Source organism: Acinetobacter sp. TWP2-2-3, from assembly GCF_049896445.1.
In the GTDB taxonomy this organism is placed as follows: Bacteria; Pseudomonadota; Gammaproteobacteria; order Pseudomonadales; family Moraxellaceae; genus Acinetobacter.
In genome coordinates, this window is sequence record NZ_JAFCUI010000001.1 from 450,113 (window position 1) to 466,525 (window position 16,413).

Below are 16,413 nucleotides of genomic sequence, written 5' to 3' on the forward strand. Positions count from 1 at the left end.
ATGATGGCTAAACGTGAAAGTGTACAAAAAAAATTACAGCGTATTCGACCACCACGGGTGCAATTGACCTACGATGTTGAGGTAGGTGATGGCCGTGAAGTCAAAGAGTTACCTTTTGTAGTGGGAGTTTTGGGAGATTTTTCAGCAGCGTCTGAACTTGAAAAAACCAAGCTCAAAGATAAAAAATTTATCAATGTAGACTTGGAAAATATTGATGAGGTGATGCAGTCTCTGGCGCCTCGTGCCAGTTTTCAGGTGGAAAATAGTTTGACTGAAGAGAGTGGTAAAATATCAGTAGATTTGGTTTTTAATGCAATGGATGATTTTCGGCCAGAACAGGTAGTCCAACAAGTCGAACCTTTGCGAAAACTGGTAGAAGCACGAGAACGTTTAACTGATTTACGCAATAAAATATCCAATAATGAACGTCTAGAAGATTTACTGGATGATATTTTAAAAAATACCGACCAAATCCGTAAAATGAGTATGGAGGCAGACAATGAATCACTCTAATGCTGCAACTACCACGAATGTTGCTATTGAAGAATACTCAATTCTGGACTCTATTGTTGAACGTAGTCGAATTGCGCGTAATGAAGAAGAACATGATCGGGCCAAAAGTTTGATTGGTGAGTTGGCCAAGGAAGTCATGGCCGGTACCGTTATAGTTTCAGACAATATGACCTTGGCTTTGGATAAACGCATTGCAGAAATTGATGCGCTTATTTCTACCCAGCTGAGCAAGATCATGCATCACGAGCAGTTTCAAAAAGTTGAGTCCACCTGGCGAGGGCTGTATTACTTTTGTCAGGAAACGCCATCACACTCTTTAATTAAAATTCGTATGTTGAATACGACCAAAAAAGAATTGATTAAAGATTTTCAAAGTGCCAGCGACTTTGATCAAAGTACTCTATTTAAAAAAATCTATGAAGAAGAATATGGTTCATTTGGCGGTGCGCCTTATGCGACCCTCATTGGTGACTTTGAGTTTGATCGCACACCTTCAGACCTGTATTTGCTCGAGCAGATTTCACATGTAGCATCAGCGGCACATGCACCGTTTCTCTCAGCTGCAAGTCCTTCCATGTTCGGATTGGAAACTTTTACTGATATTGATCGCCCACGCGATGTTTCTAAAATTTTTGAAACAGCTGAATATGTGCAATGGCGTTCATTCCGGGAAAGTGATGATGCTCGTTATCTGGCATTGACTATTCCACGAGTATTAGGCCGTTTACCTTATCATCCTAAAGATGGCAATACGACAGCAGGCTTTAACTATGTAGAAGAAGTTTCAGGTGAAAATCATAATGAATACCTGTGGATGAATGCTGCTTATGCTTTGGGGACGCGTTTAACCAATGCCTTTGATATGCATGGCTGGTGTGCTGCGATTCGTGGGGTTGAGGGTGGCGGTTTGGTCGAAGGTCTGCCAGTGCATACCTTTAAAACCAATGATGGAGAAATCATATTTAAGTGCCCGACTGAAATTGCGATTACGGACCGTCGTGAAAAAGAACTCAGTGATCTTGGCTTTATTCCATTAGTACATTGTAAAAATACCGATTATGCCGCGTTCTTCGGTGCCCAATCTATCCAAAAACCAAAGAAATATGATAACGATATTGCCAATGCCAATTCCGCATTATCCAGTCAGATACAGTACATTATGGCAGTCTCGCGAATCGCTCATTATTTAAAAGCAATGATGCGAGATAAGGTGGGAAGTTTTACATCTGCAGGAAATGTCGAAGCATTTCTAAACGACTGGCTGTCTCAATATGTACTTTTGGATGATGGCGCTTCACAGGAAGCCAAAGCACAGTATCCACTGCGTGAAGCTTCGATAAAAGTTGTAGAAAATCCGGCTGAACCTGGACATTACAAATCTGTGGTCTTTTTGAGACCGCATTTTCAGTTAGACGAGTTGTCTGTATCTTTACGACTGGTCACTGAGTTACCGCAGTCGAGTCATTAAGACCGCTGCTAAAATTATAAGAATATTTATAACAACAGGAAAATTATTAAAATGAAAGACATTTACATCCAGTTTCGTGGCAAATATAAAGTTGATGGTGAATCTCGTGATTCAGAACATAAAAGCTGGCTAGAAGCAAATTCCTGGTCGCACAACATTCGTCAGCCAAAATCTGCCACATCTTCCAGTGTAGGCGGTCATACCGCAGAACGAGTTGAACATTCCGACATGATTTTTATGAAAGATCTGGATGCAACCAGCCCAAAACTTTGGGAAGCTTGTTCGGCAGGTTATACCTTCGATGAGGTACAAATCGATTTTTATCGTGCTAATGGTGATAAACGCGTTAAATACCTGCAAATTAAATTAAAACATGTGCTGGTTTCTCAGGTCACTCCGACAGTAAATCAAGAAGGCGTTCCAACAGAAGCTTTTGGTTTGAAATATGCAGCAGTTGAGTGGACGTATAATCAGCAAGATATTAATGGTACACAAAAGGGTGCCGTGACCAAGAAATGGTCATTATCAAATAATACTGCTTCTTATGCAGCGTAATTTGATCTTTTAGAGGTTGGTCTTGATCAGCCTCTCTGATATTTATAAAAATAAATAAAATTAGACTATAACAATATGAATTTGGATCAGCTTTATCCTTACGGATTTAGAACAACATTATTTGACCGTCTATTGTCTCAGGATATTCAATGTTCTCAAGGCCTTTCTTTACAGGCTTTGAGAGAGTCAGTGGCTGCCGATCTGGAAGATTTATTAAATAGCCGTATGGTTAATCTGGATGCGATGGTTAATGGTTATGATCAGGTCAAACGTTCAATTCTTCAATTTGGCATCATTGATTTTGTGGGGCTCTCAACAGCGAATCCAATGGAACGGGATAAAATCTGCCGCTCGATTGAACAGTCTATTCACGCGCACGAACCTCGTTTAAAGCAGGTTAAAGTCGAGATGCTGATGGATGAGCATAACAGGGGAAGTCTTTGTCTCAGTATTCATGCATTCTTAAATATTTATCCCCTATATGAACCGGTAATTTTTGACGCATTCCTCAAGCCTACTACGCAACAATACGTAATTTTGTCTAAAACATCAGCAGGTGTGCTGTGATCGAAGAATTATTACCTTATTACGAAAAGCAATTACAGGAATTTGGGCAACAATCACGAGAGTTTGCCAATAAATACCCAAAAATTGCCCAACGCCTTTCGTTGAATCAAGAGCAGATTGATGATCCGCATATCGAAAGACTGATTCAGGCATTTTCCCTGATTTCTGCCCGGATCGATAAGAAACTGCACGATAGTTATGAAGTATTTACACGTGCTATTTTTGAGGTGATGTTTCCACAGTACCTTAAACCTTTTCCAGCATGTTCAGTGGTCAGTTTTGACGATGCCATTAAAATCCGACAGCTTAAAAGTAGCCAGCAGATTCCCAAGCAAACTGTATTAAAATCAAAAAGTATCCGTGGGGTACAGTGTGAGTATCGTACGACAAACCAGGTTAATTTATTACCAATCGCCTTAAAATCTGTTAATTTTAAAACGCATGCTTCGACTCATGTTCATTTAAATCGAAATGCAGCCTTGAGCTTTGGTTTTGAAATTTTTAACCAGCAGCAGCGACTGTTGGAACAACAAAAATTACCTATTTATCTGGATGCAATTTCCAGCTTTCCATTGCAAGTACTAGATTGTATTTTTAAGCCAGAGACTGGTTTTTCTGTAATAGTACAGAATCAAGAGATTGATATTCAAAATCCATTTGAACTAATGGGATTTACTGAAGCGGAAAGTGCGCTCCCAGTTGATCAACATACTCATCATGCCTATCGTTTATTAATCGAGTATTTTTGCTTTCCAGAAAAATTTAATTTTCTTAACCTCAATCTGAGTTTTTTAAGAGAATTAAATATAGAAACCGCAGAATTTGAGCTACACATTCATTTTAAAATAAATCTGAATGATCAAGCTATGATCAGAAATTATTCAGAATTAAATAGCGCTAATTTCAAATTATTTGCGACACCAGTTATAAATTTATTCCCTAAACAGGCTGAGCCACAAAAAATTGATCATCTGCGCCTGGAATATTCATTAATAAGTGATGTACATCATCCTGAATATTTTCAGGTATATGCGATCACCGAAATGAAGTTATTGAGAGAGAAACGCGAGAACAGTCAAAAAACTTATCCCGTATTACCTTTTTTTGCCATGAGTCATTATCATCAGGCTGATGCTCAATTTTATTATCACCTGTTGCCCGAGCAAAGTAATACCAAGCATACAGAACTGAAATATTCGATTATTTCCAAATCTTTAGAACCACAAAAAATTTCATCAGACTTTATCAGTATGCAGTTGTTATGCAGCAATCGGGATTTACCTTATGAAAGTTATAACAAAGATCAGAATAACTTATCTCTCAATGACAATAGTTTGGCACGTAAAGCCATATTATTAAAAAGACCCAATTTACCTTATTGTTTTGATCAAAAGCAGCAAGAACAGTGGCGAATTATCTCGCATTTATCATTGAATAATCTTTCTTTAATGAAAGCAAATGCAGTCAGTCACATTAAGGAATTACTTGAACTGTATAACTTGCCGCAATCCAAAGACAACCGGCTAATTATTAATTCAATTCAATCGATCCAGTTTTCTCTGAGCCAGAAGTTGCGTGAGCATAAACCATTTCCACTTTTTGTACGGGGTGTCAAAGTTGAAATCCAGATCGATCCAGAAGTCTTTAGAGGAGCCAGTCTATATATCTTTGTGCAACTTTTAAATCATATTTTTAATTTGAAAGTTCAAATGAATAGTTATGTGGATATGCACGTCATAGATTCAAAGTCAAAACAGGAGTTATACCAATGCATACAGAATGTTGGTGGCAAAAGGCTTCTGTAGTTGATCGGCTCTTTCAGCAGCCGACCAGCTTTGAATTTATTCAAGCCACGCGATTATTAAGACATGCACCTGCACGGAACAGACATCAAGGATGGAGTAAATCATTTGAATTTATTAGTTCACTCAATCTTAATTTTCCAACTTCTGAAATTGAATCATTGCAATGTCAAGATCATAAAGTTCAGATGACCAATTTAATCGTGGGGTTGACTGGCGTACAGGGCGTATTGCCTTATATCTATACAAATAAAATTAAACAGAGTACCGGGGCACACCGAGAAGAAAGCTTACACTTTCTCGGACTGTTTAATCATAAATTGTCTGCACAATATGTCGATGCCTGTCTGAATTATCATTTACCACTGCGTTATGAAATTGAGCATGAAAATCATTATCTAAACATGCTTCATGCTTTGAGTGGCTATAGCGGTCAACAACATGAACAGCAACCTATAGATGACTATTTTGCTGAGTTTTCAGGCTTGATGCAGGGGCAAAATAATACCCATTATGCGTTAAGCAGCATATTGTCTAGTATTTTTAAATATCAATTTAAGATTAATGAGTTTATTCCGGAAAGCTTTCAACTGGATGATCAGCAAAAAAGCGGTTTGGGAGCTTTGCAACCAGTTTTACTGGGAATCAACAGCTTCTGTGGAGAGACCATTCAGCAAATTGATGAAAAAATTGAAATCGTCATTGGTCCATTAAAACGTGAAGACTATATAAATTTTTTATCTGAAGGAATACATAGCGCCAAATTGAAACAGTTACTTCAAACCTGGTGTAGCCCGACCATGTTAGTGGATCTTCGGTTGATTCTAGACAAAGATGAATTATGCCCAGCCCAACTTGGAGAAGTACATTCGATGGGGCTAGCCAGAGGAGCTTTATTAATGCTGAATCCGGCAATCCACAATGCGGAAACCTGCTATAGCCTGATAGGAAAAATGTCATGATTAAGCGTATTATTCAGACTTTTATAGTTTTATCCGTTTTAAACAATGTTCTTGTCATTTATTACTGGCGAGATACTCAATACGATCCATCAAATATTGATTTCCTATTATATTTTGGCATTTTACCTTTGTTAATTTGCTTATTGTTATTAACACCTTATTTTATTTATAAAGCTGTAAAATCCTATAAACAAAGACAGCAAGAACAAAAGGATAGGGCTCATAAATCTCTTCAAGCACAACAGCAAGAATTAGAAAATAAAGAAGAATTGGATCAAGCGATTGAGGATTACACGCTCAATATTTTTTCAGCTGCCGCTTGGCACAGTTTTGGCGAAAATGCAGAGATCTTGCAGCACATGAAGCAGTTCAAGAGTCCTGAGCTGGACTCAGAACTGCTAAATCGTTTTGGTCTACCTATATTGACATATCGCATTCATTCTGTGGACCGCTTACTTGAAGAAAACAGAACTAATGAAGAAATGCTTCCGACATTACGGGAACAACGAATTCAACAGTTGATTCAACAACAACTCCAACAGCATCAAGAAAGTCTGAGCTTAATTTCGGAACAGTTAAAACGTTCAGCACTATTTTATGATCACGAACTGGCTTATCAATATCGAATGCATCCGGGATGGATACAGGAAAACTACTGTGAAGATGAAGAAAATATTGCCTCTAATCCAACAGCAGCAAGTCGATTAAATAGGCTGAATCTGCATATTTTATTGGTGGATCATATGACTGGGGATTGGAGTGATCTCTATCAAGAGCAGCTTATAAGTCAAATTCAACAAAAATATGCATTGCTGCCTGCCCAAATTCATATCGAGTTTCATTTCCTGTCTGCTGATCGTGCTTATTCAGCCTTACTAGATTTAGTACAGGAAATTTCAGGTCAATCATATGAGATCAGCCTGATCATTATGGCGGATTCTGAAATTGATCAGGATTATCTAGATCAGCAATTTTGGAAAAATGAAGACTATATTGCTGCGGAATATACAGCTAGCTGGTGTTTATCCCCACATGACTTGGAAGTTGAAGGTATGATGCCTTCACGAATATTGACTCTCAGCAAGCACGTCACTGACCTGTATGCATATTTGGGTCAGCATCAGGTTAATCTATCCTCTCAGATGGAACAGGCATATCCTTTTTTAGTGTTATTAGACGACACTACCCAACCTAAAATAATGAAAAAAATACAAGAAAAATTTACGAATATTGATTTTGAGCCGGAGCATACCATTTATCCTCAAAGCTATTTGGGGCATACCCAATATTTGGCAGCAGTTTTCGCAGCAATGTTGTCATCACATTTATACTGCAATGTCGTTACAATAAGCTACAGCACACAACAAGAATCAAGCTATTTATGTTTTAAAAATAAAGAAAGTGATCAACTGAATGAAATCTCATTAGTAGCCTAACTATTTATAAAAATTAAAGAAAAAAGGGATAAAAGTGAATACATTATTTTATACAGTCTTGGGGCATGTCTGGCAGTACCTTAGTAACCCTAAAACAATGATGGCCTTATCCTTTTTAGTGGTCATTCTTTCCATAAAAAATACGGTTTCTGATCGTATTTCCTGGATATTGCTGACGGTCTATGTTGCCATATTAATAGGCTGGGGGATTTATACACTTATCCGGCGTTATCGGCATGCTAAAAAGGGCAAAGAAATCGCAACCGTCTTATCTCAAAGTTCCACAGCTGAAAGCAAATACAATAATAAAGAAGAACTTCAGCTGATCAGTCAGCAAGTCAAACAATCTATTCAGCTGATTCGTAAGTCAAAATTAGGCGATCGTAAGGGTCACGCGGCACTGTATGAACTTCCTTGGTATATGGTCATCGGTAATCCGGCGGGTGGGAAAAGCTCGGCGATTTATCATTCTGGTTTGCGGTTTCCTTTTGAAGCAACTCACCAGAAAATGGTCTCTGCTGGACTCAGCGGAACACAAAACTGTGACTGGTTTTTTTCAACTCAGGGTATTTTACTGGATACAGCCGGACGCTATTCAGTCTATCCGGAGGACCATTCTGAATGGTTAGGCTTTTTAAATATTCTCAAGAAAAATCGTTCTAAAGTGCCAGTGAATGGTCTTATTGTGATCGTAAGTATCGCTGAGCTGGTCAACCAGAGTCCGGAGAAATCTCTACAACTGGCCAAGAACCTGCGTGCCCGTATCCAAGACCTGACTGAACGTCTAGAAGTTTTTGCGCCAGTTTATTTGGTATTTTCCAAGATGGACCTGATTGCCGGCTTCACGGAATTTTTTGATTGTTATCAAGGACAAGAATTGGATCAGGTTTGGGGCGCAACGTTGGCTTATCAACCAGACTCGAGTGCAAATGCTGTTCAGCTATTTGAAAAGCATTATGGCATTTTATATGAGGGTCTGAAAAATGTAAGTATGACCCATTTAACCCGTCGGCATTCACAGCATATTTCACCCAGTGTAATGACCTTTCCACTGGAATTTAAGAGTCTCAAACCGGTATTAAGAACCTTTATTTCCACTTTATTTCAAGACAATCCTTATCAGTTTAAACCGGTTTTTCGTGGATTTTATTTTACCAGCGCCTTACAGGAAGGCTCCATTGAAAGTCCAATGACAGAACAGATTGCTGAGGACTTTCATCTGATCCGCAGCGATAATCATGATCTTGGCCTGTCTAAAGAGTCTGTATCACAGAATCATGGTTATTTTCTGAAAGGTTTATTTTCTGAAGTGATTCTTAAAGATAAAAATCTGGTGAAGCAGCATATTAATCCGGCACGAAAACACCGACGCTTTATGGCTTTTACTGGTGCTTTACTTACTGTATCGATGGTGTTGAGTCTGTGGGTGTGGTCTTATCGAAATAATCAGCAATTAATGGAAGAAGTTCAGGCGGACCTGAATAAGGTCGTACAGATGCAGAAACAGTCAGGAACGGAGCTGGTCACACAAATCGATGCATTATTAATTTTGCAAGCTCATCTACAACAGTTAGATCAATTTGATCAGAAGCGTCCATTCAAATACAGTTTTGGTCTATATCAAGGACAACAGATCAGGGAGAAACTGCAAGCTGAATATCTGAAAGGAATTGAGCAATTAGTATTGCAGCCTAGTCAGCAAAATATTGCAGAATATCTGCAACGGGTAAAAAGCAATGCAGCAGTTCTTAAAGAAAATCATATTCATGTGCAAATTCATCCGACTGCACAAGTTCAGCAACTCGCATTAGAACCATCCGACCAAAGTCCGCAAGATGCTTATAATGCACTTAAAACATATCTGATGTTGAGCAACCGTAAATCTATAGATTCCAGTCATCTCAGTGATCAGTTGACACGCTTCTGGCGGACTTGGTTAGATCAGCATCGTGGTCAGCTGCCACGTGCTGAAATGCTGCAAAAGGCCGAGCAGTTACTCAGCTATGCCATGACAATGACAGGTTCGAGTTTATTCCCCCAGCTGGATTCCGATACTGTTCTGGTTGAACAGACTCGCCAGGTTTTAACCGCAATGACGACCGGAGTGTCTGCACGAGATCGTGTATATAACGACATTAAAATGCGTGCTTCGGTACGTTTTCCTGTATTAACGATCAAACAGATGGTCGGGGAGAATGCTCAGACAACCATGTTGGGAAGTTATGCCTTACCCGGTTTTTATAGCTATCAAGCCTGGAACGAATATGTACAACCTGCGATAGACACTGCAGCGCAAAGACCAACTGAAAGTAAAGATTGGGTACTCAATACGTCACAATCTGATGATTTGAGTTTTAGTGGCAGTCCTGAACAAATTCGACGCCAGCTGACTGAAATGTATAAAAAAGAATATATCAGCGAATGGCGTAAATTCTTGGGTGCCATTTATTATGCCAAGGTCGGTGACTTTAATCAGCAAACATATCAGATAGATATTCTTGGCGAACCAGAAAACTCACCGATTCGTAAAGTCATACAACGGGTAGCGCAAGAAACCAGCTGGGATAATCCAATGGTACAAGCTGAGTTGGCGGTTCCACAAAAAGGTTTTATTGCCTGGTTTAAACGCAAGATATTGCAACGTCATGATGGCAAGTTGGCACAGAATTCTGCATCGACTTTCTCTCAGGGGATGATTGCCAAAGACTTTCAGATCTTCTACCAGATTGTACGTACACGAGATGATTTGCAGAACCGGTCGCTGCTAGATGAGTATATGCAATCTCTCGCCAAGATACGGAGTCGCTTTAATGATCTCAAAAGTTCTGGAGATATTGGTCCGGCGAGCATGCTGCTCCTTAAACAGACCATTGATGAACAGAATTCTATCTTCAATATTACCCAAAAGTTTGTGGATGAGAAAATGTCGGTAGGAACCCATGAGCTGGATCAACAGCTGATTAAAAAGTTGTTTAGTGTTCCTCTCACACGTTCCTTTGAAAGTCTGATGCTTCCGGCACAAGCTGAAATGAACGAACTCTGGCTAATACAGGCCTATCAACCATTTAATGCAAATTTATCGCAAAAATATCCGTTTAGCAGTCAAGGTAGCTTACAGGCAACCTCTCAAGAAATTAATCAGATTTTTGGTGAAAATGGCAGTATTTCCCGTTTTGTCAAAGAGCATCTTGATCCCTTAGTGATCCGTCGTGGCTATAGCTTAAGCTCGAAAACCTGGCAAGATTTAGGGCTTAATCTAAATCCTGTGTTTGTTGCAAACTTTCAAAATTATGTCGCGCCTGTGAATGGTATGGCAACTGGTGAGTTAAATAATACCAGTCGTCAGGCAGTGAGACCCAATCAATCTAATTTCCAGTTTTACCCACTGGAACAGGCTCATTTATTGGCTTATACCATTGATATTGATGGACAAAGAATGCTATTTGAAAACGGAATTCAACAATGGGTGAATTTTATCTGGCCAAATTCCGGCGCAATTCCAGGCGCACGGATCACGGTGATTGATTTGGAAGGGAAGACCCATACCATTTTTGATGAGCCTGGGGAATATGGAATCAATCGTTTGATTGATAGTGCTCAGCGTACACAAAAAGGCAATATTTTTGAGATGGTCTGGCGCAGTAAAGAGAATCCTGAACTATTTGTGAAGACCAATTTTCGTTTGGTGAGTGGAAATAATGCAAGTTCTATCGGAAGTAATCCAAGTTATAGCAATTTACAGTTGGTGGATCAGGTTGTTTCGAATAAAGCAGTAAGAGTGATCGCAGCTCAGAATACGACGATGTCAGGAAAAACTGCTCAGACATCTACCACGGCTGCTGCAAACACAGGAACTTCAGCGCCATGACATTCATCAATCAATCTCGAATAGACATTTATAGAAGCATAAAATGAAAATTAAAATCAAATATTTAAAATTAATAAAGTCAAATAAAATCATTGTCTTATTGTGTTTTTTATTTGGATTAAAAGTGCATGCACAACCTGTAATTGCTGAAGGTAATGTACCGAATAACAGTAGTAAGCAGGCTATCTTAACAAAATTATATTCAACTTATGGTCAGGAAAATGTGGTAGATCGCATTCAGATTCGTCAAGTAGTAGCACCAACGGATTGGTCGAATATAGTCACTGATGTGATTAATGAAGACCTTAAAAAGGTTAAACAGGGAACGTTAACGGTTAAAGGTTCTGATATTCAGCTAACGGGTAAAGTGTCAAATCCTGATGAAATTCATGGTACTACAGTAAAATTTCAGGGTTTAATACCTGTAAACTATCGTTTAAATACACAGCTTTCAGTCAATCAGGCAGAACAGCAGATTATTGATGCTGCATTAAAAAACCGGATTATTGAATTTGAATCTGGCAGTGCAGTATTAGCAACCTCAGGGATACAGATTCTGGATGAAATGGTCAGTGCCTTAAATAAGGTTAGCGGCAAAAAGATCCGGATTATTGGACATACGGATAGTTCAGGCGATACTAATCAAAATCTCATGTTGAGTCAGCAACGTGCACAAGCAGTGAAAGCTTATTTAATCGCAAAAAATATTCCGTCGCATTTGCTCAGTACTGAAGGTTTAGGTTCAAGTAAGCCTGTGGCGGAGAATACAACAGCTGAGGGTCGCAAGAAAAATCGTCGGATTGAATTTGAAGTGCTTTAACGCTGAAGTTGCTTGAGCAGCAGCTATAAAAGTATATGGTGAATGACTTATATGAGTATATCAATCGTATTTCGTATAATGTATATTATGTTAAATCCGATACACCTAACAATAAGTTCATATCTTCCTTGTCCATAAAAGTGAATTTTGAAATTTTTAGAAGAAAATTGAATTAATCAGTCCAGCCCAATAAAACTGGGCTGATACTTTATTGTGGGATTTAGCAGACGCTCTGCACTGCATTTACAAACCGCTCTGTCTCAAAAGTATGATTAGATGTCAGGCCAAACTGGCTCACCTCGCCAACAATTACGGCGCGTCCCATGCTCAGTGCGACATAAATGCCGGCAATATTTTCTAATAAGGTGGCAAATGGAATCAGGCACAAATGCCGTCCAAGCTGACTGCTGGCCAGTGCCTGGCTCAGTGAATGAGTAATAGACTCAATGGTGTCTTCAGCCAGACACACGCCTTTCGGTGTCCCGGTACTGCCCGAGGTATAGGTGATTTTTGCCGGTTGCTGGGTTTGTAAAGAAGATGAATACTGTACTGCCTGCTCTAGCTGAAAAAAGCGTGCATGTAGCTGGCCAGTAATGGAAATCTCATCTCTACTCATGTCTTTAGCTAGATTTAACAGCCATTCTGGTGCAGAGAAAGATTCATCCAGAATACAGAGCAGCTCGGTTCGGCTGTCAGAAAGCAGATGCCGTACCTGCGCTGCAGTAAAAAATAGAGGCACCGGAATCACGGTCATGCCGGCTTTTTGTGCGGCAAGATCGACTACAATCCAGTCTATACTATTTATGCCCCACAAGGCCAGATGGCGCAGATTAAGCTGCTTGAAACTGACACTCAATAATTCTATCCGCCGTTGTAGTTCCGCATAGTTCAGCGTTGCCTGTGCGGTGACTACCGCTTCTCGTTGCGGATATTGTCGTGCTTGCAGGTTGATACGTTCAAATAAAGCAGTCATCATTTAAATTCTGTGCCTCGCTGATCAAGCAAAATGCTTTAATGACTAAATTGATAAAGTTGACGAGCGACTTGTAGGGCTTCTGCCACATCAATCGCCAGCACATAAGGTTTCTGCTGGTAATAACTGCCCCACAGGCGTTGTGCCTCTCCAAGGACTTGCGGATCAGCCTTTTCAAGCACATGAAAACGTAATCCCATCTGTTGCAACACATAACGTACTGCAGTTGTTCCGGTACATACTGCCCATTCGATGTGTTGCTGCGAGAGATGAAAAACCAGAAAGGCCACCATCAGTTTGGCTTTGTCCATATCTAGTGCTGTCAGATTGCCAATTTCTACTACTTTGTCTCGGCTGACCCTGGTCTGGCTCAGTTTGCTTAATATGTTTTCAACGGGTTCATCGAGATACTGTTCCAGAAAGGCATTAAATTGATTTAAATACTGCATACCAATCACCACCTGCATCTCGGCTCCGTGATAACCGGCAAACAGGGTCGAAGAGAAGCTCGATACAGTGGCCTGATGGACTTGCTGATATTTTTCCTGAATAAAATTTTCCAGGCTACGGCGTTCAGGTGTCTCACTTTGTTCTACAGTTTTGACCGTCAAATGTAGCGATTGATCCTGTGCTGAAATTACCGGATACGCCGGAGGTACTTGTAGTAAAAATTTATTGTGATTGATTTGTTTTTTATATTCAGGCTGCTTGAAATATGTATTTAGAAAGTGAATCTGACTAGATAAATAAGGATCAAAACTAAACTTGATCATTTGGCTCACACCACGAAATTAACTTGCTACTCAAGATAGAAGTCCAAACTTAAAAAATTCTTAATTTTGTGCAAAAGAATGTAAAAGCTATGTGTATAAAAAATCCAGAGAACGGCCGGTTTTTTTAAGAGCATTTTAAGATTGAAAATTTAAGTTATTCCTATCTCTCTATTGACTGAATCTGCTTTATGTCTTCCTACCGATCACCTTATAAAGGCACCTCAGGAACGCAGCGTATTTTTAATGCGACCCGTTATTCCATGGCTGGTTTTAAAACCGCCTTTCAAAATGAGGCCGCCTTCCGGCAGATCCTGCTGATTAATCTTATTTTGATTCCTCTAAGCTTTTGGATGCCAGTTAGCCGAGTTGAGCAAGCGCTGATGGTCGCCGTATGCCTACTGGCGTTGATCATTGAACTGATTAACTCAGCGATAGAGGCAGTGGTAGACCGTATTTCCATGGAACGGCATGAACTGTCTAAAAATGCCAAGGATATGGGCAGTGCGGCTCAGTTTGTAGCACTCAGTTTAATTGCTCTGACCTGGGGCATCATTTTGGCTGGTCATTTGATTTGACCTCTGCTCTTGCTACTGCCTGAAATGGACAACTTAAAAATGATCACTGACCGTTCCCGGTTTTTACTGACCCAAACTTTACTTTTGATCTTCAGTTTTTTGATTCTTCTCAACTTCTTTGACATTGGAGGAGTGCTGGACTTACAGCTCATCTATCCCTTTATCGATGATCAGGGTCAATTTCCCCTTCGACAACAATGGGCACTGGCAGAACTCAATCATCGCTATGTGAAAGACCTGCTGATTCTGGTGTATATCACATTATTACTGGCCTGGTTGGCATCACTAAAATGGCAGAACTGGCATACGCGGCGCTGGGAATTTGGCTATTTCTTTAGCATGGTGGTGCTGACCACGGCCTCGATCGGAATTTTAAAATCTCAGTCGGCCCATGCCTGTCCCTGGGATATGACCATACCTACCCATAACGGGATTTTGTGGGATTTTAGTGCTACTGCGGGCCACTGTTTTCCTGGAGGGCATGCATCTAGTGGTTTTGCGTTGATGGCTGGTTATTTTGTTTATCGCATTTCTAACCGCAAGCGTGCTTATTTTCTTCTGATCGCTGCAGTAATTTTAGGGTTGACCATGGGCTGGGCACAAATGATGCGCGGAGCACATTTCCTGAGTCATAATTTATGGACTGGCTGGATTATCTGGTGCATGAATGTCATTGGCTATACGCTGTTTAGCCATAAACTACCCATAGAAAAGACCACTCCTATACTCTCTAGTATCAGGCAACCTTAACTCCAAAAAAACCAGAAGCTTATTCGCTTAGGCTTCGATTAAAGGAAGCTTGACCTGTACACAAAGGCCACTCAGATTGGTACTTCGCGAAAATTCTAGTGTTCCACCCAAGCGCTCGGTGGCTTTATCTACAATGGATAAACCCAAACCGCTGCCAATTTCTGCATGGTTATGTATCCGGTAGAAGCGTTGCCGGATCTGATTGAATTGAGCAGGATCTATCCCTGCCCCACTGTCTTCAATTTGTAAAACCGCCTGCCGTCCTTGCTGGAAAATAGATACATTAATCACGCCATCCTTCGGACTGTATTTAATTGCATTATCAATTAAATTATAAATAATCGAGTGCAAAGCTGAAACCTGGCCCTGAATCTGCAGTTCCTGTTGCTGTTCTACGCCCAAATCAATGTCTTTCTGTAGCGCCAATTGAATTAGTTCTTCGATACAGGTGACTGTCATTTGATTCAGTGATAGCAATTGAACAGGTTCGCTTAAACCTTCGGTCACATCCTGTTTTGCCAGACTCAATAACTGGTTGACCAGATGCTGCATACGCAAAATGCCTTGACTCAAATTATGGATAGACTCGCTTTGAGGGAACTGCTGTAGCAAAATTTGCAGCTGTAAGTTTAGTGCTGTCAGTGGCGTGCGTAATTCATGGGCAGAATCTGCTACAAATTGACGTTGTTCCTGTTGGGCCAGAGAAATGCGGCCAAACAAATAATTCATTTCCTGAATGGTCGGTTCCAGCTCCAAGGGATAATCTTTCATTGCAATTGGCTTTAAGTCTTGTGCCTTGCGGCTGGCCAATTCAGTTTTAAAATCATTGAGCGGCTGAAAGTTTTTCCGGATCATCCAGCCTAAGCCAAATACTGCAAAAGGTAAAAAAAGCACATAAGGAAGAAACATATTGGCTGCCAGCTCCAGCGCCAGTTCCTGCCGGACATTTTGCTGCTGGCTCACCTGAATCTGTAATTGCTTACCAGGAATAATATAAGTTAACCAGGTTCCATACGGCGTTTGATGCTTGTAGAAACCTGCTTTCCTGACCGGCGCCACCAGAACATCCTGCGGATGCAAGGAAGTGGCTGTATCTGTATAGGACCAGATATCTACAAATAAATCTTCTTCACTGTACTGTTTTGCCAGATCGATTTGACTTTGTAAGGGTTGCGGATGATTTTCTGAAATACGTTCTGCCAGAGTTTGCATCTGTTTATCCAGTACTTCATTAATTTCTTCGAGCGCAATCCGGTATGCTGCAAAGATTAGCACACAGCCCAGTACCACGCTAAATAATGAAATATAAATAACCAGACGTTTTTGCAAGGAATAACGTTTTTGCATGGTG

General features: G+C 40.2%; 14 protein-coding genes. 11 read left to right on the forward strand and 3 right to left on the reverse strand.

Going from position 1 to position 16,413, the window contains the following annotated elements:
- Positions 1-3: 3 nt before the first annotated feature.
- From tssB to ACP7AK_RS02325, 9 genes are all read left to right on the forward strand, one after another.
- On the forward strand, positions 4-513 hold the full coding sequence (gene tssB / locus ACP7AK_RS02285; RefSeq protein ID WP_180087331.1) for a type VI secretion system contractile sheath small subunit: 510 nt from the start codon (positions 4-6) through the stop codon (positions 511-513).
- Positions 500-1,981 (forward strand): type VI secretion system contractile sheath large subunit, encoded by a 1,482-nt coding sequence (gene tssC / locus ACP7AK_RS02290; protein ID WP_312327151.1) that lies wholly within the window; start codon positions 500-502, stop codon positions 1,979-1,981. The genes tssB and tssC overlap by 14 nt, the downstream gene beginning before the upstream one ends.
- Before the next feature lie 51 nt (positions 1,982-2,032).
- On the forward strand, positions 2,033-2,536 hold the full coding sequence (locus ACP7AK_RS02295) for an Hcp family type VI secretion system effector (RefSeq protein WP_005107016.1): 504 nt from the start codon (positions 2,033-2,035) through the stop codon (positions 2,534-2,536).
- A gap of 75 nt (positions 2,537-2,611) precedes the next feature.
- Positions 2,612-3,103 (forward strand): type VI secretion system baseplate subunit TssE, encoded by a 492-nt coding sequence (tssE, locus tag ACP7AK_RS02300; RefSeq protein WP_005246466.1) that lies wholly within the window; start codon positions 2,612-2,614, stop codon positions 3,101-3,103.
- Positions 3,100-4,908 carry a type VI secretion system baseplate subunit TssF gene (tssF, locus tag ACP7AK_RS02305; RefSeq protein ID WP_425878342.1) on the forward strand — a complete coding sequence of 603 codons (1,809 nt, stop codon included), beginning with the start codon at positions 3,100-3,102 and terminating at the stop codon, positions 4,906-4,908. The genes tssE and tssF overlap by 4 nt, the downstream gene beginning before the upstream one ends.
- A complete protein-coding gene (gene tssG, locus ACP7AK_RS02310; protein WP_425878344.1) occupies positions 4,872-5,867 on the forward strand; it encodes a type VI secretion system baseplate subunit TssG in 996 nt (331 codons plus the stop codon). The genes tssF and tssG overlap by 37 nt, the downstream gene beginning before the upstream one ends.
- The gene (locus ACP7AK_RS02315; protein WP_425878346.1) at positions 5,864-7,303 is read left to right on the forward strand and encodes a hypothetical protein; all 1,440 of its coding nucleotides are present in this window, start codon (positions 5,864-5,866) and stop codon (positions 7,301-7,303) included. The genes tssG and ACP7AK_RS02315 overlap by 4 nt, the downstream gene beginning before the upstream one ends.
- 34 nt (positions 7,304-7,337) lie before the next feature.
- A complete protein-coding gene (tssM, locus tag ACP7AK_RS02320; protein ID WP_425878348.1) occupies positions 7,338-11,171 on the forward strand; it encodes a type VI secretion system membrane subunit TssM in 3,834 nt (1,277 codons plus the stop codon).
- Between the two features lie 43 nt (positions 11,172-11,214).
- Entirely contained in the window at positions 11,215-11,991 is a 777-nt protein-coding gene (locus tag ACP7AK_RS02325) for an OmpA family protein (protein WP_425878350.1), read from the forward strand.
- Positions 11,992-12,211: 220 nt separating this feature from the next.
- On the opposite strand, the gene ACP7AK_RS02330 is transcribed toward ACP7AK_RS02325, so the two are convergent.
- Both ACP7AK_RS02330 and ACP7AK_RS02335 read right to left on the reverse strand, forming a co-directional pair.
- A complete protein-coding gene (locus tag ACP7AK_RS02330; protein ID WP_425878352.1) occupies positions 12,212-12,967 on the reverse strand; it encodes an AMP-binding protein in 756 nt (251 codons plus the stop codon).
- A gap of 35 nt (positions 12,968-13,002) precedes the next feature.
- On the reverse strand, positions 13,003-13,737 hold the full coding sequence (locus ACP7AK_RS02335) for a thermostable hemolysin (RefSeq protein WP_425878354.1): 735 nt from the start codon (positions 13,735-13,737) through the stop codon (positions 13,003-13,005).
- A 188-nt stretch (positions 13,738-13,925) separates the two neighbouring features.
- Between ACP7AK_RS02335 and ACP7AK_RS02340 the strand changes: the two genes are divergently transcribed.
- Positions 13,926-14,312 carry a diacylglycerol kinase gene (locus tag ACP7AK_RS02340; protein ID WP_005107001.1) on the forward strand — a complete coding sequence of 129 codons (387 nt, stop codon included), beginning with the start codon at positions 13,926-13,928 and terminating at the stop codon, positions 14,310-14,312.
- A 39-nt stretch (positions 14,313-14,351) separates the two neighbouring features.
- Positions 14,352-15,062 (forward strand): phosphatase PAP2 family protein, encoded by a 711-nt coding sequence (locus ACP7AK_RS02345; RefSeq protein ID WP_425878356.1) that lies wholly within the window; start codon positions 14,352-14,354, stop codon positions 15,060-15,062.
- A gap of 27 nt (positions 15,063-15,089) precedes the next feature.
- Here ACP7AK_RS02345 and ACP7AK_RS02350 read toward each other — a convergent pair whose 3' ends face one another.
- Positions 15,090-16,409, reverse strand: coding sequence for a sensor histidine kinase (locus tag ACP7AK_RS02350; RefSeq protein WP_425878358.1), 1,320 nt, complete (start codon positions 16,407-16,409; stop codon positions 15,090-15,092).
- Positions 16,410-16,413: the final 4 nt, after the last annotated feature.

What these genes read in the sequence shown, in the direction of transcription:
- tssB (WP_180087331.1), top strand. Translation starts at nt 4, where the DNA reads ATGGCTAAACGTGAAAGTGTACAAAAAAAATTACAGCGTATTCGACCA.
- tssC (WP_312327151.1), top strand. Translation starts at nt 500, where the DNA reads ATGAATCACTCTAATGCTGCAACTACCACGAATGTTGCTATTGAAGAA.
- ACP7AK_RS02295 (WP_005107016.1), top strand. Translation starts at nt 2,033, where the DNA reads ATGAAAGACATTTACATCCAGTTTCGTGGCAAATATAAAGTTGATGGT.
- tssE (WP_005246466.1), top strand. Translation starts at nt 2,612, where the DNA reads ATGAATTTGGATCAGCTTTATCCTTACGGATTTAGAACAACATTATTT.
- tssG (WP_425878344.1), top strand. Translation starts at nt 4,872, where the DNA reads ATGCATACAGAATGTTGGTGGCAAAAGGCTTCTGTAGTTGATCGGCTC.
- ACP7AK_RS02315 (WP_425878346.1), top strand. Translation starts at nt 5,864, where the DNA reads ATGATTAAGCGTATTATTCAGACTTTTATAGTTTTATCCGTTTTAAAC.
- ACP7AK_RS02325 (WP_425878350.1), top strand. Translation starts at nt 11,215, where the DNA reads ATGAAAATTAAAATCAAATATTTAAAATTAATAAAGTCAAATAAAATC.
- ACP7AK_RS02330 (WP_425878352.1), bottom strand. Translation starts at nt 12,967, where the DNA reads ATGATGACTGCTTTATTTGAACGTATCAACCTGCAAGCACGACAATAT.
- ACP7AK_RS02335 (WP_425878354.1), bottom strand. Translation starts at nt 13,737, where the DNA reads ATGATCAAGTTTAGTTTTGATCCTTATTTATCTAGTCAGATTCACTTT.
- ACP7AK_RS02340 (WP_005107001.1), top strand. Translation starts at nt 13,926, where the DNA reads ATGTCTTCCTACCGATCACCTTATAAAGGCACCTCAGGAACGCAGCGT.
- ACP7AK_RS02345 (WP_425878356.1), top strand. Translation starts at nt 14,352, where the DNA reads ATGATCACTGACCGTTCCCGGTTTTTACTGACCCAAACTTTACTTTTG.
- ACP7AK_RS02350 (WP_425878358.1), bottom strand. Translation starts at nt 16,409, where the DNA reads ATGCAAAAACGTTATTCCTTGCAAAAACGTCTGGTTATTTATATTTCA.